The organism is Phenylobacterium sp. (genome assembly GCF_030680185.1).
Taxonomy (GTDB): domain Bacteria; phylum Pseudomonadota; class Alphaproteobacteria; order Caulobacterales; family Caulobacteraceae; genus Phenylobacterium.
Genome location: NZ_JAUXVZ010000021.1, coordinates 1 through 21,709, shown reverse-complemented (window position 1 = coordinate 21,709; position 21,709 = coordinate 1). Strand labels below are relative to the sequence as shown.

Here is a 21,709-nt window from a genome sequence, read left to right as displayed (position 1 = left end):
CCTTCGACATTCTCGGAGCAAGGTTCAATCCAAACGCCGATCCCACCCGCGATTGCCAGGCCGCCGTCGAACGCACCGTCTCACGCTGGATCAGAAAGCCCCGCAAACCTCGCTGACGCGGTCTCCACCGGATGGGTACCCTGGATGCGCTCGCGCGGATCCGGCTCTGCATTGAGGTCCGGCGCCCACGGCCTGGCCTGGGCGAGTTCGACGTCCATGTACTCGGCGATCACTCGGCCGAACTTCTCGAGCGCCGTGTCAGGGTCGTTCTTGTTGGCCCAGCGGAGCCACTCCTGGCACTTGTGGAGCTTGTTGCCGGTTGGGGCGTCCTCCTCGAATCCCGCGGCGTAGAACATCGAGTTCAGCTCGGCGTGGGTGTAGCGCTCGGAGAGCAGTTGTGCAGTTACGCCGATGGCTGATGGTGGAATGCGCATCGAATTTCCGCTCAAGGAGCCTGACCCGTCGAGTAGCGCGAGCTGATCGCCGCTCGCAGAAGGGCTTCGCACGTCACTAGCTTCCGGTGACCGTCTGCTTCGCGTTCGGACCGCAATATCGGCTCCTGGCGCCGAACAGACGATGGACCCTTGCAAAGCGCCACGGCTGACAATCGGGCTATCCGATCCGCTGAGAGGGGTAAACGGGCACATTCATAAACTGGTTCGAGATAGCTCTCATGAACCTTGGCATCTGAGCTATCGCCGCCATCGTCCTAGGCTGCGCTAAGTGTGACCAGCTCCTAGAGCTTTCGCTTTATGACGTCCTGCAACATCTCTTTGTCGAGCGACAGGTCGGCGACGATCCGCTTGAGCCGCGCATTCTCGTCTTCGAGCTAGCGCAGCCGCTTCATCTCCGATGGCATCAATCCGGCGTACTTCTTCCGCCAGACATAGAACGTCGCCTCGGATATCCCCGCCTTGCGGCAGACCTCGCGGCGCCCTCGTCGACCTGTCGCAGGATGAATGCCACCTGCGCCCCATACCATTACCGCGCCTGAGCACAGGTCGGGTTGGGTGTCGATCGCGCGTTTGAGATGGTTCGGTCACGGCGTCCTCACGCTGCATGACCAATCCAAGTGGCGGCGATTCTCCCGCCCGTCGTCCACGTCTTGTTGTGCGGCGGCCGCCTCACAACGGCGCGGATTGCCCCAGGCGCCACCTGTTCGCCCCTACGCCCCAACCGCCCTCGGGTCACTCTTCGTTGACTGATCGACGCCAGTCGGACGTTACCACCTGCTCACCTCGATCTTCAGGCTTCGAGTCAGCACCACTCCACCCAGGGCTATGAATTTGGTGGGGTCGAAGCCGAGCGGCGCCACGACGTCCTGGCCAAGGAAACCAAGCGGGCACGCAGCCAGCTCCAGCTGTTCGGCGAAGAGACAGGTGAACGCCAGAAGGCAGCCAGCCTCCCGAAACAGCAGGCTCTCGGCGCCTTCGTAGGCAGCGGCGACCTTGGCTGCGTCGGCGATGAAGCGCACCGTGCAGCCTACGTCGGCGCCAGTCACCGCCCGGACTGCGGCAGCGTTCAAGTCACGAGCTCTCTCCGGATCTGTCAGGAGAGGGGCGAAGCTATGAGAGCCGGGCTCATATAGTTTCGCCCCAACATCTCCCGCCCTGAAACACACCAAGTGAAACGGATGGAGGCCGCCTGCAGAAGGCGGAGCACGTCGTTCGACCGGAAGCCCCGCCCGGCCGATCCCTGAAGGACCAGTGGGACGCGTCAGGTGCCAGAGCAGATTGCCGACCTCAGCCCATCCTATCGGGCCGCCAATGATCGAACGTCGGTTTGCCGCGATTTCGTGAAAGGTCCGGGCAGGCCCGTACCAGGGTGCGGCGAGCGGCTCCGGGTCGCCCCGAAGCGGCATGAACGGCGCCCAGGGCCGGCCGGGTATCGGCTCGGGTTCAGTGAGGATCCCAGCCAACAGCTTCCCAGGTCTCGTAGTGCTTGATGCAGCCGCGGCACTGGCCGCAGGCGAGGTTGCTCTTGTGGCACGAGTGCGCCCAACCAAGGACGGACTGCGGAATGCCTGACTGCCTGACCAGTTCGTCGGCCGACAGCGCGATGGCTGGCGCGCTCACCCGCAGCCCGCCTTCCTGCATCGACATCAGACGCGAGATCAAGTCAATGAACTCCGCACGGCCATCGACGTGCTGACTGTCGGTACGAAGGGCCCCGATCATCAGCTCTGTCTCGCCAAGCTGCAGCGCCGCCGTCCCGGCGATGGTCAAGATCAACTGGTTGCGGAACGGCCACCATTCCGAGACAGGCGCGATGGCCGCAGCCGGCTTGCCGGCCATGTCCCCTGAGCCAAGCGCAGAGCAATCTGCGCGCACGACTTCGTAGCGGATGCCGATGGCCTCGGCCGCGGCCCGCCCCGCGGCTTCCTCAGCCTTCGCAGGCACCTGTCCATAGTCGACGAAGATCGCCACGGACGGGCGCTTCCACCAGGCGATGCTGATGGAGTCCATCCCGCCGGAGAGCAGGAGGGCGGTCACAGTGCGGGAAGCCGCCAGATCGTGCGGTAGATGGCCGAGGCGAAATCGTCCGTGAGCTCGCAGCCCGAGCCCGCCACCATCTTCAGGTCCTCGTCCTTGATGTTCTGCGCAAACGCGATGACTGGCGTGCCGGCCTTCACCGCATAGCCCACCTCAAAGATCGTACCCGGATCGAGGCCATTGAGGATCGCCAACACCACGTCGCATCTATCGAGCCCCGCAAGGTCCTCCGGCGCCACGATGTTCGCAGGGCCCGGCCCCACCTCATGGACCGGCGAGAAGACCTGGGCACCCATTTCGAGCAGGAGGTGACGGGCCTCTTCGATAAGCCAACGCTGGCCAAGGTCGAAGAAAGGACCGGCGAGGTAGACACGGCCTGAGCCAGGTTGCACCTCCTCGTAGGTGAGCGCCTCAAGTTCAGCGAGCCCGGGGCCCGGTAGGCTCCTGGTGTCACAATAGTGCGCAACCGCCCTCGACGCACAATCTGCGGCACGGACAGGATCCATGCCCTGCACGCCCCAGAGGGCCGCGAAGGTCGAAGAGAAGACGTCGCCGGAACCGACCTTCCACACCCGCTCGGTTCGATAGAGCGGCACGCGTTCCCTGCCATCCGCCGTGATCACGAGCGCGCCGGCCGGACCCATCTTCAGTACGACGACTTCGGCGCCTTCCTCCTTGAGAAGCCAGGTAGCGGCCGCCATCGGCTCCCTGAGGCCACTGATCGACATGGCCTCGGCTTGGTTCAGGACAACGGCCAGGCGCCGCGCGCTCGAACCGTTGGCGCTGAACGCCACGGCGCCGAAAGCCGACTGAGGATCGTAGATCGCCACGTCTGCATCGATGATCGCATCGCCCTCTAACATCCCGTAGCGAAGAACGACCGTGCCTCTGACCTTGATGGGCACCGACTGAACGATACGGCTCAAGGCCGGACTGATCACTGGTGTCGCGAGCGGGTGCAGATAGTCGAACGACACGGTCCTATCGCACGGGTGGATCTCGACCGCCCCGCCGGCGGAGGCCGCCAACATCTCCACCTGACTGCGCGTCCCCTCATCAGCGTAGGTGACGAGCTTCAATTCTTGCGGCGCGAGGTCCGTGACCGCGGACAAGGCGCGGCCGGCAGAACCGAACAAGGCGCTCCAGAGCGGCTGAACGCACTGCTCCAGATAGACGCCGCCAACAATTGTAAGCACCATCAGATCGCTTCGACGCGAACTTCGTAGACCCCGCCAGACACGCTTAGGATGGTCGCCTGGTAGCGAACGCCGCGAGTGCGGATGCAGTCGATCAGCTCAAGGTAGCCCAGGAACGTTAGCGAACCGGCCGGTCGACCTGCTTTGTCCTTCACCACCAGCACCGGCGGCGGGCCTGGCTGTACATCGACATCGAGTACGCCGCCGACACCCAGCGGGGTCAGTACAGCGGCCTGCGGACTGTTGATGGGGCCGCGCCGGGTCTTGCGGCAGGGGTCGCCGCCGTCGCCATCGCCGCCACCGCCTATGCCCGGACCAGATCGACCGCTGGAGCCGTAATCGCTGCGGCTTCCCCCACTGCCGGACATTGTTCCTCCCCCCATGCGAACAGGGGCAAAGGCTCGCCCATAGCGGGAACCGGGTCAACCAGAAGCTTCAGCATGGGGCGGCTGAGCTTTCGCATTGTCGCCCACATCACCGCGTCGACAACCGAGGCGCGCGCTTCCCCTCGACGGCAGAACTCCAGAAACCGCGTCTCGAGTTCGAAGTACCGGCGAGCTGGATCTGCGCCCTTCGGGAACACCCCCATGTGCTCGCAAGCCCGCACGATGTGGACGTCTAGGATCGCGACCTCGTCGCTGCCGCGGCGGTTCCGCACGATCCAGGAGGCAGTCTTCGGGCCGATTCCTGGCAGGCCGCAGAGGGCGTCTCGCAGCTCGACGTCGTCCAGCCCCGACTCAGGCAGTTCCGAGAGACCTTCGAGGCAGCCGTGAAGGTAGCGCGCTCGCTGACCTGCGAAGCGGTACCTGATCTCTCTGCCGTTTATGGACAAAGGAGTGCGAAGGAGTTCTTCGGCTCGCTCGACGCTCATCCGAGCAGACCCGCTTCCTCGGAGGGCTTCGATGACGCGAGATGAAGCCGCCAGCCCGACTTCGGCCGGCGCGCCGTGACCGCCTAACAGACAGGTGACCACTTCCTCGACAAGGTTGGCGCAGAGCGCGAAGCCCTCGGCAGGCTCGCCCTGCAACCAAGCCTGCGTGACCCAAAAGGCTGGCGTAAGGGGATGCTCAAAGGAGCCCCAGCGGACGCCGTCCATCAGCCATTCGTCGGCGTCCGGAAGCTCCAGGAACCGATACTCGCCATCCGAACCGCCGATGACCCGTTGCAAGGGCGTCGCCCTCCATGTAAATGCATAGCTAGGTTATGCAAGACATTCACTCAGGTCAATGGCTGCCAGGCTCGATCTTAATGAAATCAAACGCCGAATGGCCGACGAAGGCGTCACCCAGACAGCCCTCGCGGACACCTGCGGCGTAAGCCAGGCGCACCTAAGCAAGGTGTTGAATGAAAAGGTCTCTTTGAGCGGCCGAACGGCTCAGGCGCTTAGCGGATGGGTTGAACGGCGAGAGGGGATCCGCCCGAACGCCACCCTTGTCAGCATCGAGCAGAAGCTGCGGCTGGCGCCCCCGACGCGGCGTATGCAGATTATGCATTTGCTGCGCTCGCTCGAGCAGCTCATCGACCAGTAGGCGGCTCTAATCAAGAGGCCTCAGGCGGCGATGACAGCCTCGGTCGTCCTGGACGTCAGCATCTCAGTCACGGCCTGAAGATCGTTGGCGAGCGTCGCCGGCATCATCCGCATTCTGGTGTGTGGGATCGGACGCGAGACGACATCGGAGAAGACGTTCTGACTTGGCCAGAGGCCGCGAGAACGCTGGCTTCGGTCCTCCCCACGCGCTGCGATCTGGGAAACGGCGTGCTTTGCGATTGCGGATAGACCTCGCAGATCGAGGGGCGCGCCGTCAGCTCGAGCAACAACGCCGAGACTTATCCGCTCGCCACCGTTCCTGCGCACCAACTCGAAGGCGTAAGCAACGCCATGCCTGTTTCGGACCGAGCCGACCACAAAGAAGCGACCCTTTGATCCGACGCCCCATGACCTGGGCGCTGCAAGCGTCGTCACGCCACCAGGCACGCTGTTCCACAGATCCTGCAGCTCAAGGCCGCCGGTCCCCGCTGATGCGCACCTTCTCATCGCTGCGAGGAAGGCTGGAACCGGCGAGGCAAGGCGCTCGGCCGGAAGCGTGACCAATCGTGCGAGCTCGCCAATCTCTTCGTCGAAGAGTTGGCGGGTGGGACGTTCAGGCTGAGCCCACGGCGCAAAGTGGGTGGTTGGGCGCAAAGACAGGCCGCCGACACGCTTGTCATGGCCCGGCGCCAGGAAGCTCAGCTCCTCCACCTCACGTTCGCTCGCTGCAGCGGCATGCAGGTTTGGTCGGCGTGGCTTGCTGAAAGAATACTCCACGGTCACGCGACTTAGCCCCGGAAAGGCTTGTCGAACGGTCTCTCCGAACGGCGAATAGCTACCTACTCGCGCGCCCGGTCGCCGCAGGCTCTGAAGGCGCGCGCTTGGCGGCACCACGTAAGTGTAGCGCGAGGCGGCTTCGCCGGCGGTGTCCTCGAGCGCGACCTCGTCGCCGGCCGTGCCAAATGGCGACTTGATAATGAGCTTGCGGAACGGCGAGGGTCTGAAGTCACTTGTGATGGACCATGCGAGAAACGCGCGTTCCTCCCATTGACCAAGCATATGGCGAATCTGCTCCCGCCGGCCGACAAGCATCAGCGAATGACTGGTCGGCGGAAGCATCACTTGCGGCATGTAGCGCTCACCAGGAGGAACGCTACGCTGCCAAAGCCTCAATAAGTCCGGTGACGTGAGCAGCATAGCCAGCCGAAGCGCGCTGGCCTTGTCGGCAAAGCCACTTAGCGGCGCGATCTGGAATACGCCGTCATCGACGAACTTGGTCTCAGCTGGGTCGACGATGCCCTCACCAATCTGACCGAAAATGGCGTTCGCCATAAACCTGTCGGCCACAGCGCTCAGCGTGCCGAAATAAAAGCGGATCAGCTCAAAGCACGGGATGTAGATGCGGCGGCCCTCGGCCATGCCAACGCAGTACGATGCTTCGCCTGTATAGGGCTCGGAAGGGGGCTCGTCGGGGTGAGAGCCCACCGATGCATGGTAAACCCCGTTCATCACGCTCACGTCTCGAACCATCTGTGGGCGGAAGCGGAGGGCCTTCAGCTCAGTTAGGTCAGACGCAGATCCGACCAACTGCTTTTTCTCGAAGATTGCGCCGGGGCGAAGCAGACCTATCTGCTCGTATGGCCCCCACGCATGCTCCATACGTGGGCTGCTCGCTGATGGGATCTCGGGAGCGAACGAGCACAGAATCTCGTGCCCATCCACTCGCTGCACAGAGCGGCGAACCTGCTTGTGTTTTGTAAGCACAATCCTGCGGTCACTCGGCAGCCAATCCAGCCGATGTGGAATCGCGCTACTCGTCGATATTTCCAGCTGGTCGAACATGACGCCAAAGCTGGCATGCTGACGTTTAGAAGTTCCTGCTCGAAATTAGGCCACCGAGGGACGTCCACTGTTTGGGCGGGACATCGTCTTCTTAGTTTTCACACCGCCGCCGGTCAGGGCGGCCATGCTGGCCGAGTGGTGGGGGGTGCGGAACGGCCGCTGGCGGGTCAGCTCGCCCTTGGCGATCAGGCCGGCCACCGAATGGATCATCGAGGTCTCAAGCAGCTCGGCCGGCGACAGCGGCGGCAAGAGGCCCGGCAGGCGGGCGGCCATCATCGACTTGCCCGAGCCCGGCGGCCCCATGAAGAGCAGGTTGTGCCCCCCGGCCGCGGCGATCTCCAGGGCGCGCTTGGCGTTCTCCTGGCCCTTCACATCGCGCAGATCCGGCGCTCGCTCGCCCTCCACCACCGGCCCGGCGCTGGGCGGGGCCAGCATCTGGGTTCCGCGGAAGTGGTTGACCAGGGCGATCAGGGAGGGCGCGGCGAGAATGCGGGTCTCGCCCGACCAGGCCGCCTCGGCGCCGCAGGCCTCCGGACAGATGAGGCCGAGATCCATGCCGCCGGCGGCGACGGCGGCCGGAAGGGCGCCGGCCACCTGCACGATGCGGCCGTCCAGGGACAGCTCGCCCACCGCAGCCCAGCCGTGCAGGGCGTCGGCGGGAATGATCCCCATGGCCGACATGACCGCCAGCGCGATGGGGAGGTCGTAATGACTGCCCTCCTTGGGCAGGTCGGCGGGCGCCAGATTGACGATGATGCGGCGGGCCGGAAGGGCGAGACCGAGGCCCGCAAAGGCCGCCCGGACCCGCTCGCGGCTCTCGGCCACCGCCTTGTCGCCCAGGCCGACCACGACGAAGGCCACGGCCCCGCCGGTGAGCTGGACTTCGACATCCACCCGCCGGGCCTCGACGCCCTCGAAGGCGACCGTCACCACCCCCGCCATGGCGTGTCTCCCATCCGCATCGCCCCGGGTGGAACCCTGGTTTGGGGCGAATCTATCCACAGAGCCACGCAGAGCGCGGATCAAGTCGGGAACGAAGATAGAACGCAAAGAGAATGGGGAGCAACCCTTAAACCCAGGGTTACCCCACGACAGCTATACTATGCCTGAGCGCGGATGGCTTCCACACGGTCCCACATCAGGGCGGTGGCGTCGATGCCGGTGAACTTCTGGAGTTGGCGGGCGCCGGTGGGCGAGGTCACATTGATCTCGGTGAGGTAGTCGCCGATCACATCGATGCCGACGAACAGCAGGCCGCGGGCCTTCAGCTCCGGGCCGATGATCTCGCAGAGTTCGCGATCCCGGGCGGTCAGCTCCACAGCCTCGGCGCGTCCGCCGACCCGCAGGTTCGAGCGGATCTGGCCGGCGCCCGGCACCCGGTTGATGGCGCCCACGGGCTCGCCATCGACCAGCAGGATGCGCTTGTCGCCCTTGGAGACGGCGGGGATGAACTTCTGGGCGATGACCTGTTCGCGGCCGATCAGGGCGTGCAGCTCCAGCAGGGCGTCGAGATTGGGATCATCGGCCAGCAGCCGGGCCACGCCGGAGCCGCCGCCGCCATACAGGGGCTTGAGCACGATGTCCCCGTGCTGGGCGCGGAAGTCGTAGATGGCCTCGATGTCCGAGGTGATCAGGGTCGGCGGCTGGACGCCGGGGAAGCTGGTGACGAACAGCTTTTCAGGCGCATTGCGCACCTCGGTAGGATTGTTGACCACCAGGGTCTTCGGATGGATGGCGTCGAGGATGTGGGTGGCGGTGATATAGGCCATGTCGAAGGGCGGGTCCTGGCGCAGCAGCACCACGTCCATCTCGGCCAAGTCCCGGCGCTCCCATTCGCCGAAGGTCGCGTGGTCGCCCTTGACGTCCTGCACCCGCACGGACCGTCCGCGGGCCATGGCCTTGCCGCTGTCCAGCGACAGGCGGTCAGGCGTGTAGACCCAGAGGCTGTGGCCCCGGGCCTGGGCGGTGAGCATCATCAGAAAGGTCGTATCCCCCTCGATGTTGATCGACTCGAGCGGGTCCATCTGGACGGCGACCTTCAAGGCCATGGCGGGCTCCCCGTTTGATTTCCGGCCTTGGGCGACCTGATGTCGGACATAGGCGGGCCAGGCGCCGAACGCCAGACGCCGATGTGCGATCGGCGGGCTTCAATTGATCTTCAGGCGCACCCGTTCGCGCTGCGCCCGCGCCGCCAGGGCCGCGCCGTGGTCCAGTTCGCTGGCCCGGGCGAGCGCCTCGAGGGCGCCGGCCAGGGCGCCCTGGCCCTCCCGGGCGGCGGCCACGTCCAGCCAGGGACGGTGATCCTGGGGATCGAGGAGCGCCCGGCGCAGGGCCGAGCGCTCGGCGCGGGGAAAGTCGCCCACCGCCGCAGCGGCGGCGAAGATGTTGTTCTGCAGCCGGATCAGAACCTCCCGGTCATTGGCCGGCGCCATGAGAAGGTCGAGGCGGTCGGCGACATTTGGGGTCAGGCCCGCATGCAGGGCGCGGCGGGTCAGCTCCGAAGGCAGGACGACCCGGCCTTCGCTGAAGGGGTCCAGCGCCAGGGGCCCCTCTCGGGTCTCGATCCTCAGGAGGAAGTGGCCGGGGAAGTCGACGCCCTTGACGTTCAGCCCCCCCTGCTTGGCCACGTGCAGATAGAAGACGCCCAGGGCCACCGGCATGCCCTTGCGCCGCTGGGCGAGCGCAATGACGTCGGTATTGTCCGGGTGCTCATAGGTGAACAGGTCGCCCGACAGGCGCAGGTCCCCGGACATGGCCTCGGCCAGGGCCTCTTCCGGGCTCTCCCAGCGCAGGCGGGCCTTCAGCCGCTGGACGCCAGCGGCGGCCAGATCGCGCACCGCCTGGGGATCGCGGGTCGGGTCCTCGTGCAGGGCGCAGGCTATGGCCGCTTCCAACAGCGGGAAGGCGTTCTCGTCCTCCGTCGCGCCGGCCTTGATCAGGACGGCTTCAGCCTCGATCCGCGTCATCGCTTCTGACCCATCAGGCGCCGTTCCAGGCGTCAGGCCGGTGGCGCGGCAGGCGACCGGGGGCCAGGGCGACGAGGTCCAGCCGGATCGCCAGGGCCTTCAGCCGCGGCCGGGCGCCGGCGGCGGCCTGGCCCGCCCGGCGCAGGCGGTCCCGCTGTTCCGGCGTGACGGCGGCCAGGGCTGCGTCGAGGGTCGTGCGGCTCTTGACCTCGATCACCGCCAGCACGCCGCCCTTCTGGGCCAGCAGGTCGATTTCCCCGAGGCGGGTGCGCAGGCGAAAGCCGAGGATGCGGTAGCCCTTGGCCATCAGCCAGAGCGCCGCCCAGACTTCCGCGCGACGTCCCGACCGTCGCGCCAGAGCGCCGCGGATCTGCCGGGCCGCCGTGCGCGTCGAGGGTTGGCGCAAGCTCACCCTGTCTGCTCCGCCTTCATTTCCAGGGCCCGGCGATAAAGGTCCCGCCGTGACAGCCCCAGGGCGCGGGCCACCTCGCCCGCCGCCTCGGCGGGCTTCAGCCGCGAGAGGGCTTCGCTCAGCGCCAGGTCGGCGTCGGCCGCCGTGGCCTCGGCCTCGCGGCCTGGCCCCACCAGGATCACGATCTCGCCCTTGGGGGCCGCCAGACTGGGATCGGCGGCCAGCGCGTCCAGGGGCCCCCGCACCACCGTCTCATAGAGCTTGGTCAGTTCGCGGCAGACCACCGCCTCGCGGGGGCCGAACACCTGCGCCATGTCGGCCAGGCTGTCCCCCAGGCGCGACGCGCCCTCGAAGAAAACGAGCGTCGCCCGGATGCCGGCCAGGTCCTGAAGGAAGGCGCGGCGCCCAGCGGTCTTGGGCGGCGGAAAACCGGCGAACAGAATCCGATCCGACGGAAGCCCCGCCACCGACAGTCCCGCCAGCAGGGCCGAGGCGCCGGGAATCGGATGGATCGGGAAGCCGGCTGCGGCGACCTCGCGCACCAGCCGGTAGCCCGGATCGGAAATCAGCGGCGTGCCCGCGTCCGACACCAGCGCCACGCGGCCGCCCTGTTCCAGCACCGCCAGGGCCTTGGGCCGGGCGCGCTCGGCGGCGTGCTCGTCATGGCGCTCCATGCGGCCGGAGATCTTGAAGGCGGCCAGAAGCTTGCCGGTCACCCGGGTGTCCTCGGCCAGAATCAGGTCGGCGGCCGACAGCACGTCCAGGGCGCGCAGGGTGATGTCGCGCAGGTTCCCGATCGGCGTCGCAACGATATAGAGCCCCGGCGACAGGGGCTGATCGGACAGGGGCGGCGGGGCGACAGGATGAGCCATGGGGGGAGGGTTCGCCGGTCGGAAGCGGCAAGGCAAGCGTGGCCGTCAGACCAGCAGCCGTCGCGTCACATGGTCAAGCACAAGTCGTCCCGCTGGGGTAGCGCGCAACTTGTAGTTGTCTTCTGCCAATAGTCCCTCCGCCACAAGGGTTTTCACGCGATTGTGGTCGGGCGAGAGGCCCAGGGCCACCAACTCAGAATAGGCGACACCCGCCTTGATCCGCAGGCCGCTCAGCGCCCGCTCCTCAGCGGCCGCCTCGGCGGAAAGCGGCTCCAGGACGGGAAAGCCGCGACCTGATTCGCCGACCGCGCCGATATAGGCGGCGGGCCGCGCCTGCGCCTCGGTGGCGTGGCGATGGCCGCCGAGGGTGATGCGCCCATGGGCGCCGGGGCCGACGCCGACATAGTCCCAGCCCCGCCAATAGACGAGATTGTGCCTAGATCGCGCCGCCTCGCCCCGGGCGTGATTGGACACCTCGTAGGCCTCGAAGCCCGCCTCGGCGAGCACCGCCTGGGTGGTCTCGAAGAGCGTCGCGGCGGCCTCGTCATCGGGCGGAACGAGCTGGCCGCGGCGCACCGCCCGGTCGAAGGCGGTGCCGGCCTCGATGGTCAGCTGATAGGGCGAAACATGCTCGACCCCATAGGCGAGGGCCTCTTCCAGCTCGGCCGTCCAGGCCGCCGGCGTCTGTCCAGGGCGGGCATAGATCAGGTCCAGGGAGACCCGGCCAAAGGCCTGGGCGGCGACCGCCAGGGCCCTGCGGGCGGTCGCCGCATCATGATCCCGGCCGAGGAACCTGAGGGCGTCGTCGTTCAGGGCCTGGACGCCCAGGGACAGCCGCCCGACGCCGGCCTGGGCCAGGGCCGCAAAGCGCTGGGTCTCGGCGTCGGTGGGGTTGGCCTCCAGGCTGACCTCCAGGTCGCCCGCCGGAGTCCAGAGCCGGCGGGCCGTCTCCAGGATCAGGGCCACGGCGTCGGGGTCCATCAGCGACGGCGTCCCGCCGCCGAAGAAGACCGAGACCAGGGTGCGCGGTCCGGTCAGGGCCGCCTGGGTCGCCAGGTCCTGGACGATGGCCGCGACCAGGGCGGCCTGCTCGGCGCTGCGTCCACGGTCGCGATAGACGTTGAAGTCGCAATAGGGGCAGATCCGCGCGCAATAGGGCCAGTGGACATAGACTCCCAGGGGCGGCGGTTGCGGCCCAGGCTCGGTCAAAGCAGGGCGGCCTTGAGCTTCTCGAAGGCCCGCGCACGATGGCTCATGGCGTCCTTGGCCGCGGGCTCCATCTCGCCGAAGGTCAGCGCGCCGCCGTCCGGCGTAAAGATCGGGTCATAGCCAAAGCCCCGCCCGCCGCGCCCTGGGAAGGTGAGCTGGCCGTCCACCCGCCCCTCGACCACCAGGGCCGGCCCCTCGTCTGGCCAGGCGACGGCCAGCGCGCAGGTGAACCAGGCGCTGCGGTCCTCGATCCCGGCAGCCTGCAGGCGCTCCTCGACCTTGGCCATGGCCAGGCTGAAATCCTTGTCTGGACCAGCCCAGCGGGCGGAATAGACGCCCGGCGCGCCATCGAGAGCCGCGACGCTCAGCCCGGAATCATCGGCCAGCGCGATCAGGCCCGAGCCACGGGCGGCGGCGCGGGCCTTCAGCAGGGCGTTGCCGACGAAGGTGGTCTCGGTCTCCTCGGGCTCGGGCAGGCCAAGCTCGCCAGCCGTGACCAGGTCGAAGCGGTTCTCGAGGATCGCCGCCAGCTCCCGCGCCTTGCCGGGGTTATGGGTGGCGACCACCAGCCGGGCGCCGGGTTCGAGCTTCAGGGCCATGGCCGTCCTTTCGCAATGAGGCCGCGGAGCATAGGCGCCCGCCCCCGCGGCGGCAAACGCCTGGGCGCAGCCCTTCAAGGCGCGCCCGCAGATGAACGATCCGTCACTTCGTTACACCGATTTAATATCGTTTTTCGATAATTTCCTTGATCGAAAAACGGCATGCCCATATCGAATACCGACATGGAGCCAAGGCGCTCCGCCGCACTTTCCCGCCGCAAGGCGACACACAGAAACCTGGAGATTCCTCATGAACAGCTTCCGCGCTTCCAACGCCTTCGACCGTTTCGCCCTGGCCTGCGCCGTCTGCCTCGCCGCCCTGCCGATCCTGACCGTGGTGGCCGGCGCCTCGATCCTCTAGTCTGACGCCGTCGGGCCAATCCAAGGGGGCGTAGACCATGCGGGCGCTAGGGCCAGGCTCGGTTTCGAGCTTTCTGAAAATCATCCTCGACGTGGTCTTCGTGGCCCTGTGGATCGGGGTCAGCGTCGCCGGCGTCCTGATGCTGGCGGCCCTGCTCTTCTCCTTCAATCCCGACCTGCTGGCCGACATCTCGGTCACGGCCGGGGGCGAGGAGGTGGTCAACCGCGGCCCCGTGGTGGCGGTGGGCCTGCTGGCGGCGGGGCTCTATATGGGTGGCGTGCTGGTGATCGTCGCCCAGCTGCGGCGCATCTTCGCCACCCTGACCGCGGGCGACCCGTTCCACCCGGACAATGTCCGGCGCCTGCGGGTGGTCGGGCTGATCCTCGCCGGCCTGGAACTGGGCCGCTACGCCTTCTGGGCCCTGTCGACCTGGATTCTGCCGGCGTCCGAGGCCGTCGAGCCGACGCTGAGCCTGACCGCCTGGTTCTCGGTGCTGGTGGTCTTTGTGCTGGCCGAGGTGTTTCGCGAAGGCGCCCGCCTGCGCCGCGAAGCCGAACTGACCATCTGAGGAGCCGACCGTGCCGATCCGAGTGCTTCTCGACCGCGTACTGCTGGAGCGACGCATGTCGCTCACCGAACTGGCCGACCGGGTCGGCGTGACCATCGCCAACCTGTCGATCCTCAAGACCGGCAAGGCCCGGGCGGTGCGCTTCTCGACCCTGGCCGCCCTCTGCCGGGAACTCGATTGCCAGCCCGGCGACATCCTTCACTACGAGCCCGGACCCGCCGATGAGGGGTTCGACGACGATGACGAGGCCTGAGGCCGGCCACATGTTGCATTGCCACAACACATTCCCGTGACATTGCGTCACGGGTGTCAGAAATTTGCACTTGGCCGTTGCGGGGCTAGGGGGCTGGCCCTATATGCGATGCAACATTGTTGCACTGCACACTGAAAGGGGCAGAACATGTTTGCTAAGATTCAACGCCTGATCGCCCGCTTTATGGCTCCGCTGGCCCATGAACTGGCCCGTATCCCGGCCACCGCTCAGCGGAACCTGCTGATCGGCTTCTAAGGCCCGAGCGCTCTCTCCAGAGCCAGAACGACCCAAGACAGAAGAACGGCCGGATGCGCCTCCCGCATCCGGCCGTTCTGCGTTTCGGCGGGAACGACGGCGCAACGTCCCTTTCCCCGTCACGGTCGGGCTTGACCCGACCGTCCATGAACACCGAGCCAGACGCCGTGCGCCTGGACCCTCGGATGAAGTCCGAGGGTGACGAGGTTGAGCGGCGACTGCGCCGACCTCAACTAGCGACGGCGGCCCGCTGCATCTCGAACAGTTCGTCCATGCCCTTTCGGGCCAGGCCGAACAGGGCCTCGAACTCGGCCTGGCTGAAGCCACGCTTCTCGCCGGTGGCCTGGATTTCGACGATGTCGCCGGCCCCGGTCAGGACGAAGTTGGCGTCGGCCTCGGCGTCGGAATCCTCTTCATAGTCCAGGTCGAGCACCGGCAGGTTCTGGTGGACCCCGCAGCTGACCGCCGCGACCTGATCGAGGATCGGGTCGGCGGTGATCACGCCTTCGTCCATCAGGTAGCGAGTGGCCAGGCGCAGGGCGACCCAGGCGCCGGTGATCGAAGCCGTGCGCGTGCCGCCATCGGCCTGGATCACGTCGCAGTCGATGGAGATCTGCCGCTCGCCCAGCGCCTTCATGTCGGTGATGGCCCGCAGAGAGCGGCCGATCAGGCGCTGGATTTCCTGAGTGCGGCCCGACTGCTTGCCCTGGGCGGCCTCGCGGCGACCGCGGGTGTGGGTGGCGCGGGGCAGCATGCCGTACTCCGCCGTCACCCAGCCCTGGCCGCGGCCGCGCAGGAAGGGGGGCACGCCCTCCTCCAGGCTGGCCGTGACCAGCACCTTGGTGTGGCCGAAACTGACCAGGCAGGAGCCTTCGGCATAGCGGTTGACGCCCGTCTCCAGGGTGACGGCGCGCAGCATGTCGGGGGCGCGTTGCGAGGGGCGCATGACGAGAACCTTTCCTGAGGTCGTATCGGACGTGGTATCGAGGCCGCACAGGCGCGGCGCGACTTGCACGGACGTGGCGCGCGCTTATCCTAAAATCCGAACGGCCCGTCCATGGGCCGCCCGCAACTCTCTCAGATCACACAAGGCCCTGGCCGCCGATCGTGAACACACCACTGCTCTCCCGCGGGCCTTCGCTCGCCGAACTGGACGAGCGGGCGCGCGACATCTTCCGCCGCATCGTCGAGAGCTATCTGGAGACCGGCGAGCCGGTGGGCTCGCGCACCCTGTCCCGCGGCGGGGTCTCCCTCTCGCCCGCCTCCATCCGCAACACCATGCAGGACCTGACCCAGCTCGGCCTGCTGGGCGCGCCCCACATCAGCGCCGGGCGCCTGCCGACCCATGCGGGCCTGCGCCTGTTCGTCGATGGCCTGCTGGAGGTCGGCGATGTGGGGGAGGATGAGCGGCGGCTGATCGAGACGCGCCTGCGGGTGCAGGGCCGCAGCTTCGAAGAGGCCCTGAACGAGGCCTCGTCCCTGCTGTCGGGCCTGGCTGGCGGCGCCGGCGTGGTGGTGACCCCGGTGCGCGACGCCGAGGTCAAGCATGTGGAGTTCGTGGCGCTGGGCGGCGACCAGGCCCTGGCGGTCATGGTCTTCGAGGACGGGGTGGTGGAGAACCGCCTGATGGCCCTGGGCGCCGGGGTGACGCCCTCGTCCCTGCAGGAGGCCTCGAACTTCCTCAACACCAAGCTCCGCGGCAAGACCCTGGACGACGCCCGCAGCGAGGTCAGCCTCGACCTCGACCGTTCCCGCCGGGAGCTGGACGCCAAGGCCGCCCGGCTGGTGGAGGACGGCCTGGCCGCCTGGGGCGGGGGCGAAGGCTCCGACCGCGCCCTGATCGTGCGGGGCCGGGCCAACCTGCTCGGCGACCGCGAAGCCCTGGAGGACCTGGAGCGGGTCCGCATGCTGTTCGACGATCTCGAGCAGAAGGAGCAGCTGATCGGCCTGCTGGACGGGGTGCGAGAGGCGCAAGGGGTGCGCATTTTCATCGGCGCCGAAACACGACTCTTCTCGCTTTCGGGTTCCTCCGTGATCGCCGCACCCTATATGACGGGCCGACAGAAGGTTCTAGGCGCGATCGGGGTGATCGGCCCGACCCGCCTGAACTATGCCCGGATCATTCCGTTGGTGGATTATACCGCCAAGGTTCTGGGCCAGGTGATGAACGCGTAAGGAAAAGAAGCATGACCGACGATCACACGCCGGCCGAAACCGAAGCCGTCGCCGACGCCGCCATCGAGATGATGGAGGCCCTGAAGGCCGAGAACGCCTCGCTCAAGGAGCAGGTGCTCCGCTTCGCCGCTGAGGCCGAGAACACCAAGCGCCGCGCCGAGCGCGAGGCCAATGACGCGCGGGCCTACGCCATCCAGAAGTTCGCCCGCGATCTGCTGAGCGCCGCCGACAGCCTCTCGCGGGCCACGGCCGCTGCGCCCGCCGATCTGGACGATCCGGCGGTGAAGAACTTCGTGCTGGGCGTCGAGATGACCGAGAAGGCCCTGCAGACCGCCTTCGAGGGCAATGGCCTGAAAAAGATCGACCCGCCCCGCGGCGAGAAGTTCGACCCCCATAAGCACCAGGCGATGATGGAGCAGGCGTCCGAGGATATCGGCGCCGGCGGCGTCCTGCAGGTGTTGCAGACCGGCTATGAGCTGTTCGGCCGCATCGTGCGCCCGGCCATGGTGGTCGTGGCCGCCAAGGGCTCTGGCCCTGACGCCGGCGCGCCGCAGGCCGACAGCGCGGCCGGCAATCCCTATGCGTCGAGCGAGAACGGCGAGGCCGGCGGTTCGGTAGACACCAAGGCCTGACCCTATAAGCCCCTGGCGCGGTCGCCAGGGGCTTTCGCCTGCGCAGCAAATGAGTAAAGTCCCAAGTCCCTTCCATCGGGGGGCGCCGGGGAATCGCCCTTCCGGCGCATGGAGGTTCGGACGCAAATGAAGCTTACCATCGAACGGGCGGCGCTCCTGAAGGCGCTGGGTCACGTGCAGAGCGCCGTCGAGCGCCGCAACACCATCCCGATCCTGTCCAATGTGCTGCTCTCGGCCGAGGGCGAGCGGCTGAGCTTCTCGGCGACGGACCTGGACCTGGAGATCATCGACGAGGCCCTGGCCCAGGTCGATCAGCCGGGCCAGATCACCGCCCCGGCCCACACCCTCTATGAGATCGTCCGCAAGCTGCCCGAGGGCGCCGACGTCTCCCTGAGCTTCACCGGCGAGGATCCGCGTCTGACCGTCCAGGCCGGGCGCTCGCGCTTCAACCTGCCGGTGCTGCCGGCCGGCGACTTCCCGGTCATGTCGGCCGAAGGCCTGTCGGCCCGCATCGGCGTGGATGTGAACGAGCTCATCCGCCTGATCGACAAGACCCGCTTCGCCATCTCCACCGAGGAGACCCGCTACTATCTCAACGGGCTCTATCTGCACGTGGTCAATGACGGCGGCATCCAGAAGCTGCGCGCCGTGGCCACCGACGGCCACCGCCTGGCGCTTGCTGAAATGCCCGCGCCCGAAGGCTCGGTCGGCGCGCCCGGCGTGATCGTGCCCCGCAAGACCATCGGCGAGGCGCGGCGCCTGCTGGACGACGCCGGTGAACAGATCGACCTGCAGCTCTCGCCCCAGAAGGTGCGCTTCGAGCTGGGCGCCACGGCGCTGACCTCCAAGGTGATCGACGGCTCCTTCCCCGACTATGGGCGGGTGATCCCCAAGGACAACGACCGCATCCTGCGGGTGGACAACAAGCTGTTCGCCAAGGCTGTCGACCGGGTGGCCACCATCTCGGCCGAGAAGAGCCGCTCGGTGCGCATGGCCATCGAGCCCGGCCGCATCATCCTGACCGTCCGCAACATGGAGGCCGGCCAGGCGGTGGAGGAGATCGAGGCCGACTATTCCGGCGACGCCTTCGAACTGTCGTTCAACGCCCGCTACATCCTGGACGTGACCGACCAGATCACCGCGCCGGAGGCCGAGTTCCGCTTCGGCGGCCCCAACGATCCTGCCCTGGTGCTGGATCCGAGCGACGGCGACGTCCAGTACGTCCTGATGCCGCTACGGGTCTAGGCCGCGCCGGCGCCGGAGGTTTCGCCCCCGGCCCCGAAACCGGCTATGAGCCCCGGGTGACCCGCGCCGTTCTCACCCGCCTGACCCTGACCGACTTCCGTTCCTATGTCCGCGGCGAGCTGGAGATGGACGGGCGCCCGGTCGTCCTGGCCGGGCCCAATGGGGCGGGCAAGACCAATCTGCTTGAGGCGATCTCGCTGCTGACGGCGGGACGGGGCCTGCGCGGCGCAGCCCTGGCCGAGATCGGCCGGCGTCTGCCCGGCGAGACCCGCGGGCGGCCCTGGGCGGTGGCGGCTGAAATCCGGCTTGGCGAAGATGTGCTGAAGGTCGGCACAGGCACGGAAATCGCGGGCGCCGCCCGCCGCACCGTACGGCTGGACGGCGAGACGGTGACGCCGGGACGGCTGTCGGACCTGCAGCGCCAGGTCTGGCTGACCCCGGCCCAGGATCGCCTGTTCCTGGAAGGCGCCGCCGAGCGCCGCCGGTTCTTCGACCGCCTGGTCTATGCGGCCCGGCCCGAGCATGCCGGCCAGGCTAGCGCCTATGAAAAGGCCCAGCGCGAGCGCATGCGCCTGCTGACCGACGGCCCCCATGATCCCGCCTGGCTGGGCGCCCTGGAGGCGCGGATGGGGCAGGCCGGGGCGCAGATGGCCACCGCCCGGGCCGCAAGCCTCGCCGACCTGCAGGCCGAGATCGACAGCCGCGGCGAACGCCCCTTCCCCCAGGCGCGGCTGACCCTGACCGGCGAATGGGAGCAGATGGCCAAGGACGGAGTGGAGACCGGCGAGATCGAAACCCGTCTGGTCGCCGCCCTGGCCGCCGCCCGGGACCGGGACGCCAGCGCCGGGCGGGCGCTCACCGGCCCCCACCGGGGGGACCTGGCCGTCATTCACCTGGAGAAGGACCGACCCGCGGCGGAATGCTCCACCGGCGAGCAAAAGGCCTTGATCCTGAACCTGGTCCTGGCCCAGGCGGCGAGACTTTCGCGTGCAGAATCAGCCCCAAACCCTATATTGTTACTGGATGAAGTCGCAGCGCACCTGGACCGCCGTCGGCGGGGGGCTCTGTTCGACGAAATCGAGGCGCTCGGCCTGCAGGCCTTCCTGACCGGAACCGACGAGCACCTGTTCGAAGACCTTCGTGGCCGAGCCCAGGGCGTCCGGGTGGACGCTTCGGGCCTGGCCCTACTGGACGCGTAAGAAGAACCTCATGAGCGACGAGACCCAAGGCGCCGGCGACGCGCCCCAAAGCAACGGCCAGGCCGAATACGGCGCTGAGTCCATCAAGGTGCTGAAGGGCCTCGACGCCGTGCGCAAGCGGCCGGGCATGTATATCGGCGACACCGACGACGGGTCTGGTCTGCACCACATGGTCTATGAGGTGGTGGACAACGCCATCGACGAAACCCTGGCCGGCTACGCCAGCCGCGTCGAGGTGATCCTCAATGGGGACGGCTCGGTCACCGTCACCGACGACGGCCGCGGCATTCCGGTGGACATGCACGAGGGCGAAGGCGTCTCGGCGGCCGAGGTCATCATGACCCAGCTGCACGCCGGCGGGAAGTTCGACCAGAACAGCTACAAGGTCTCCGGCGGCCTGCACGGGGTCGGCGTCTCGGTGGTCAACGCCCTGTCGGACTGGCTGAAGCTCAAGATCTATCGCGGCGGCAAGGCCTATGAGATCGAGTTCCGCCGCGGCGACACCGTCTCGCCCCTGGTGGAGACCGGCGAGGCGCCGATGCGCGAGAACGGCCTGCCGCTGTCGGGCACCGAACTCACCTTCTTTCCCTCGACCAGCACCTTCGCCTTCATCGATTTCGACCGGAAGACGCTGGAGCACCGTCTGCGGGAACTGGCCTTCCTGAACTCCGGCGTCACCATCTGGCTCAAGGACTTCCGCGGGGCCGAGCCCTTCGAAGAGGTCATGGCCTATGAGGGCGGCATCGAGGCCTTCGTCCGACACCTGGACAAGGCCAAGACCCCGTTGATCCGCGATCCGATCGTCATCCGCGGCCGCCGCGAGAACGTCGAGATCGACCTGTCGCTCTGGTGGAACGACGGCTTCCACGAGAACGTGCTCTGCTTCACCAACAACATCCCGCAGAAGGACGGCGGCACCCACCTGGCGGCCTTCCGCTCGGCCATGACCCGGCTGATCACCTCCTATGCGGAAAGCTCCGGCGCCACCAAGCGCGAGAAGGTCTCCCTGACCGGCGAGGACGCCCGCGAAGGCCTGACCTGCGTGCTGTCGGTCAAGGTGCCCGATCCGAAGTTCTCGTCCCAGACCAAGGACAAGCTGGTCTCGTCTGAGGTGCGGCCGGCGGTGGAGGGCCTGGTGTCCGAGGGCCTGTCCACCTGGTTCGAGGAGCACCCGAACGAGGCCAAGATCATCATCCAGAAGATCGCCGAGGCCGCCGCCGCCCGTGAGGCCGCCCGCAAGGCCCGCGATCTGACCCGGCGCAAGTCCGCCCTCGACATCACCTCCCTGCCCGGCAAGCTCGCCGACTGTTCGGAGAAGGACCCGGCCAAGTCCGAAATCTTCCTGGTCGAGGGGGACTCCGCCGGCGGCTCGGCCAAGCAGGCGCGAAACCGGGACAATCAGGCCGTCCTGCCCCTGCGCGGCAAGATCCTGAACGTCGAGCGCGCCCGCTTCGACAAGATGCTGTCCTCAGACCAGATCGGCACCCTGATCACGGCCCTGGGCGCCGGCATCGGTCGCGACGACTTCAACATCGACAAGATCCGCTACCACAAGATCGTCATCATGACCGACGCCGACGTGGACGGCGCCCACATCCGCACCCTCTTGCTGACCTTCTTCTATCGGCAGATGCCGGAGCTGATCGAGCGCGGGCATATCTTCATCGCCCAGGCGCCGCTCTACAAGGTGATGCGCGGCAAGTCGACGCAATATCTGAAAGACGAACGCGCGCTTGAAGATTATCTGATCGAAAGTCTACTTGATGGCGCGGTGCTGCGGACCGGCTCAGAGGATCGCGCCGGCGCCGACCTGCGCCAAACGCTCGAAGATGCGCGCGCTTTCCGCACTGTGATGCTCAGCCTGCATTCGCGCTACGACCGCGCTGTCGTCGAACAGGCGGCGAT

22 protein-coding genes and 2 pseudogenes are annotated in these 21,709 nt (G+C 67.3%); 8 read left to right on the top strand and 16 right to left on the bottom strand.

Going from position 1 to position 21,709, the window contains the following annotated elements; all coding sequences use genetic code 11:
* Nucleotides 1–80 precede the first annotated feature (80 nt).
* From Q8L83_RS04150 to Q8L83_RS04120, 7 genes and pseudogenes are all read right to left on the bottom strand, one after another.
* The gene (locus Q8L83_RS04150; RefSeq protein ID WP_305284903.1) at nucleotides 81–434 is read right to left on the bottom strand and encodes a hypothetical protein; all 354 of its coding nucleotides are present in this window, start codon (nucleotides 432–434) and stop codon (nucleotides 81–83) included.
* A 308-nt stretch (nucleotides 435–742) separates the two neighbouring features.
* A pseudogene (locus Q8L83_RS04145) lies at nucleotides 743–966 on the bottom strand (transposase); the annotation flags it as partial.
* 256 nt (nucleotides 967–1,222) lie between these two features.
* On the bottom strand, nucleotides 1,223–1,525 hold the full coding sequence (locus tag Q8L83_RS04140; RefSeq protein ID WP_305284901.1) for a hypothetical protein: 303 nt from the start codon (nucleotides 1,523–1,525) through the stop codon (nucleotides 1,223–1,225).
* A gap of 373 nt (nucleotides 1,526–1,898) precedes the next feature.
* The gene (locus tag Q8L83_RS04135; protein ID WP_305284900.1) at nucleotides 1,899–2,492 is read right to left on the bottom strand and encodes a 7-cyano-7-deazaguanine synthase; all 594 of its coding nucleotides are present in this window, start codon (nucleotides 2,490–2,492) and stop codon (nucleotides 1,899–1,901) included.
* Nucleotides 2,489–3,691, bottom strand: a complete 1,203-nt coding sequence (locus Q8L83_RS04130) for a PfkB family carbohydrate kinase (RefSeq protein ID WP_305284898.1) — start codon at nucleotides 3,689–3,691, stop codon at nucleotides 2,489–2,491. Before Q8L83_RS04130 ends, Q8L83_RS04135 begins: the two co-directional genes overlap by 4 nt.
* A complete protein-coding gene (locus tag Q8L83_RS04125; RefSeq protein WP_305284897.1) occupies nucleotides 3,691–4,056 on the bottom strand; it encodes a hypothetical protein in 366 nt (121 codons plus the stop codon). The genes Q8L83_RS04130 and Q8L83_RS04125 overlap by 1 nt, the downstream gene beginning before the upstream one ends.
* Nucleotides 3,993–4,856, bottom strand: a complete 864-nt coding sequence (locus tag Q8L83_RS04120) for an endonuclease III domain-containing protein (RefSeq protein WP_305284895.1) — start codon at nucleotides 4,854–4,856, stop codon at nucleotides 3,993–3,995. Before Q8L83_RS04120 ends, Q8L83_RS04125 begins: the two co-directional genes overlap by 64 nt.
* Before the next feature lie 97 nt (nucleotides 4,857–4,953).
* Here Q8L83_RS04120 and Q8L83_RS04115 point away from each other — a divergent pair, with 97 nt between their 5' ends.
* A complete protein-coding gene (locus Q8L83_RS04115; RefSeq protein ID WP_305284894.1) occupies nucleotides 4,954–5,217 on the top strand; it encodes a helix-turn-helix domain-containing protein in 264 nt (87 codons plus the stop codon).
* A gap of 20 nt (nucleotides 5,218–5,237) precedes the next feature.
* On the opposite strand, the gene Q8L83_RS04110 is transcribed toward Q8L83_RS04115, so the two are convergent.
* The 8 genes and pseudogenes from Q8L83_RS04110 to rdgB all read right to left on the bottom strand — a co-directional run bounded on the left by Q8L83_RS04110 (nucleotide 5,238) and on the right by rdgB (nucleotide 13,116).
* The gene (locus Q8L83_RS04110) at nucleotides 5,238–7,058 is read right to left on the bottom strand and encodes a hypothetical protein (protein ID WP_305284892.1); all 1,821 of its coding nucleotides are present in this window, start codon (nucleotides 7,056–7,058) and stop codon (nucleotides 5,238–5,240) included.
* Between the two features lie 90 nt (nucleotides 7,059–7,148).
* Nucleotides 7,149–8,000 (bottom strand): annotated as a pseudogene (locus tag Q8L83_RS04105) (ATP-binding protein); the annotation flags it as partial.
* A 158-nt stretch (nucleotides 8,001–8,158) separates the two neighbouring features.
* Nucleotides 8,159–9,106: a glutathione synthase gene (gene gshB / locus Q8L83_RS04100; protein WP_305284891.1), complete on the bottom strand. Its 948-nt coding sequence runs from the start codon at nucleotides 9,104–9,106 to the stop codon at nucleotides 8,159–8,161.
* Nucleotides 9,107–9,205: 99 nt separating this feature from the next.
* A complete protein-coding gene (locus Q8L83_RS04095; RefSeq protein ID WP_305284890.1) occupies nucleotides 9,206–10,024 on the bottom strand; it encodes a SirB1 family protein in 819 nt (272 codons plus the stop codon).
* A gap of 13 nt (nucleotides 10,025–10,037) precedes the next feature.
* Nucleotides 10,038–10,430 (bottom strand): YraN family protein, encoded by a 393-nt coding sequence (locus Q8L83_RS04090; protein ID WP_305284907.1) that lies wholly within the window; start codon nucleotides 10,428–10,430, stop codon nucleotides 10,038–10,040.
* 2 nt (nucleotides 10,431–10,432) lie between these two features.
* Nucleotides 10,433–11,308 carry a 16S rRNA (cytidine(1402)-2'-O)-methyltransferase gene (rsmI, locus tag Q8L83_RS04085; protein WP_305284889.1) on the bottom strand — a complete coding sequence of 292 codons (876 nt, stop codon included), beginning with the start codon at nucleotides 11,306–11,308 and terminating at the stop codon, nucleotides 10,433–10,435.
* A gap of 45 nt (nucleotides 11,309–11,353) precedes the next feature.
* Nucleotides 11,354–12,517 carry a radical SAM family heme chaperone HemW gene (gene hemW / locus Q8L83_RS04080; protein ID WP_305284888.1) on the bottom strand — a complete coding sequence of 388 codons (1,164 nt, stop codon included), beginning with the start codon at nucleotides 12,515–12,517 and terminating at the stop codon, nucleotides 11,354–11,356.
* Nucleotides 12,514–13,116 (bottom strand): RdgB/HAM1 family non-canonical purine NTP pyrophosphatase, encoded by a 603-nt coding sequence (rdgB, locus tag Q8L83_RS04075; RefSeq protein WP_305284887.1) that lies wholly within the window; start codon nucleotides 13,114–13,116, stop codon nucleotides 12,514–12,516. Before rdgB ends, hemW begins: the two co-directional genes overlap by 4 nt.
* Before the next feature lie 398 nt (nucleotides 13,117–13,514).
* Here rdgB and Q8L83_RS04070 point away from each other — a divergent pair, with 398 nt between their 5' ends.
* Together Q8L83_RS04070 and Q8L83_RS04065 are read left to right on the top strand one after the other, a co-directional pair.
* A complete protein-coding gene (locus tag Q8L83_RS04070; protein WP_305284886.1) occupies nucleotides 13,515–14,045 on the top strand; it encodes a DUF2975 domain-containing protein in 531 nt (176 codons plus the stop codon).
* A gap of 10 nt (nucleotides 14,046–14,055) precedes the next feature.
* The gene (locus Q8L83_RS04065; protein WP_305284885.1) at nucleotides 14,056–14,298 is read left to right on the top strand and encodes a helix-turn-helix transcriptional regulator; all 243 of its coding nucleotides are present in this window, start codon (nucleotides 14,056–14,058) and stop codon (nucleotides 14,296–14,298) included.
* A 484-nt stretch (nucleotides 14,299–14,782) separates the two neighbouring features.
* Here the strand turns inward: Q8L83_RS04065 and rph are convergent, their stop codons facing one another.
* On the bottom strand, nucleotides 14,783–15,499 hold the full coding sequence (gene rph / locus Q8L83_RS04060) for a ribonuclease PH (protein ID WP_305284884.1): 717 nt from the start codon (nucleotides 15,497–15,499) through the stop codon (nucleotides 14,783–14,785).
* Nucleotides 15,500–15,657: 158 nt separating this feature from the next.
* Here rph and hrcA point away from each other — a divergent pair, with 158 nt between their 5' ends.
* The 5 genes from hrcA to Q8L83_RS04035 all read left to right on the top strand — a co-directional run.
* Complete coding sequence (gene hrcA / locus Q8L83_RS04055; protein ID WP_305284905.1) at nucleotides 15,658–16,728, top strand: heat-inducible transcriptional repressor HrcA; 1,071 nt, start codon at nucleotides 15,658–15,660, stop codon at nucleotides 16,726–16,728.
* Between the two features lie 11 nt (nucleotides 16,729–16,739).
* Nucleotides 16,740–17,360, top strand: a complete 621-nt coding sequence (gene grpE / locus Q8L83_RS04050; protein ID WP_305284882.1) for a nucleotide exchange factor GrpE — start codon at nucleotides 16,740–16,742, stop codon at nucleotides 17,358–17,360.
* Nucleotides 17,361–17,486: 126 nt separating this feature from the next.
* Nucleotides 17,487–18,605 (top strand): DNA polymerase III subunit beta, encoded by a 1,119-nt coding sequence (dnaN, locus tag Q8L83_RS04045; RefSeq protein WP_305284881.1) that lies wholly within the window; start codon nucleotides 17,487–17,489, stop codon nucleotides 18,603–18,605.
* Between the two features lie 56 nt (nucleotides 18,606–18,661).
* The gene (recF, locus tag Q8L83_RS04040; RefSeq protein ID WP_305284880.1) at nucleotides 18,662–19,804 is read left to right on the top strand and encodes a DNA replication/repair protein RecF; all 1,143 of its coding nucleotides are present in this window, start codon (nucleotides 18,662–18,664) and stop codon (nucleotides 19,802–19,804) included.
* A gap of 10 nt (nucleotides 19,805–19,814) precedes the next feature.
* Nucleotides 19,815–21,709: DNA gyrase subunit B (locus Q8L83_RS04035; RefSeq protein ID WP_305284879.1), on the top strand; the 1,895-nt coding region annotated here is incomplete at its 3' end.

Bases quoted from the DNA above. Each gene is read 5' to 3' on its own strand.
- Q8L83_RS04150 (WP_305284903.1), bottom strand. From the start codon at position 434: ATGCGCATTCCACCATCAGCCATCGGCGTAACTGCACAACTGCTCTCC.
- rdgB (WP_305284887.1), bottom strand. From the start codon at position 13,116: ATGGCCCTGAAGCTCGAACCCGGCGCCCGGCTGGTGGTCGCCACCCAT.
- Q8L83_RS04110 (WP_305284892.1), bottom strand. From the start codon at position 7,058: ATGTTCGACCAGCTGGAAATATCGACGAGTAGCGCGATTCCACATCGG.
- dnaN (WP_305284881.1), top strand. From the start codon at position 17,487: ATGAAGCTTACCATCGAACGGGCGGCGCTCCTGAAGGCGCTGGGTCAC.
- Q8L83_RS04130 (WP_305284898.1), bottom strand. From the start codon at position 3,691: ATGGTGCTTACAATTGTTGGCGGCGTCTATCTGGAGCAGTGCGTTCAG.
- rph (WP_305284884.1), bottom strand. From the start codon at position 15,499: ATGCGCCCCTCGCAACGCGCCCCCGACATGCTGCGCGCCGTCACCCTG.
- Q8L83_RS04070 (WP_305284886.1), top strand. From the start codon at position 13,515: ATGCGGGCGCTAGGGCCAGGCTCGGTTTCGAGCTTTCTGAAAATCATC.
- Q8L83_RS04095 (WP_305284890.1), bottom strand. From the start codon at position 10,024: ATGACGCGGATCGAGGCTGAAGCCGTCCTGATCAAGGCCGGCGCGACG.
- gshB (WP_305284891.1), bottom strand. From the start codon at position 9,106: ATGGCCTTGAAGGTCGCCGTCCAGATGGACCCGCTCGAGTCGATCAAC.
- grpE (WP_305284882.1), top strand. From the start codon at position 16,740: ATGACCGACGATCACACGCCGGCCGAAACCGAAGCCGTCGCCGACGCC.
- Q8L83_RS04115 (WP_305284894.1), top strand. From the start codon at position 4,954: ATGGCCGACGAAGGCGTCACCCAGACAGCCCTCGCGGACACCTGCGGC.
- rsmI (WP_305284889.1), bottom strand. From the start codon at position 11,308: ATGGCTCATCCTGTCGCCCCGCCGCCCCTGTCCGATCAGCCCCTGTCG.
- Q8L83_RS04125 (WP_305284897.1), bottom strand. From the start codon at position 4,056: ATGTCCGGCAGTGGGGGAAGCCGCAGCGATTACGGCTCCAGCGGTCGA.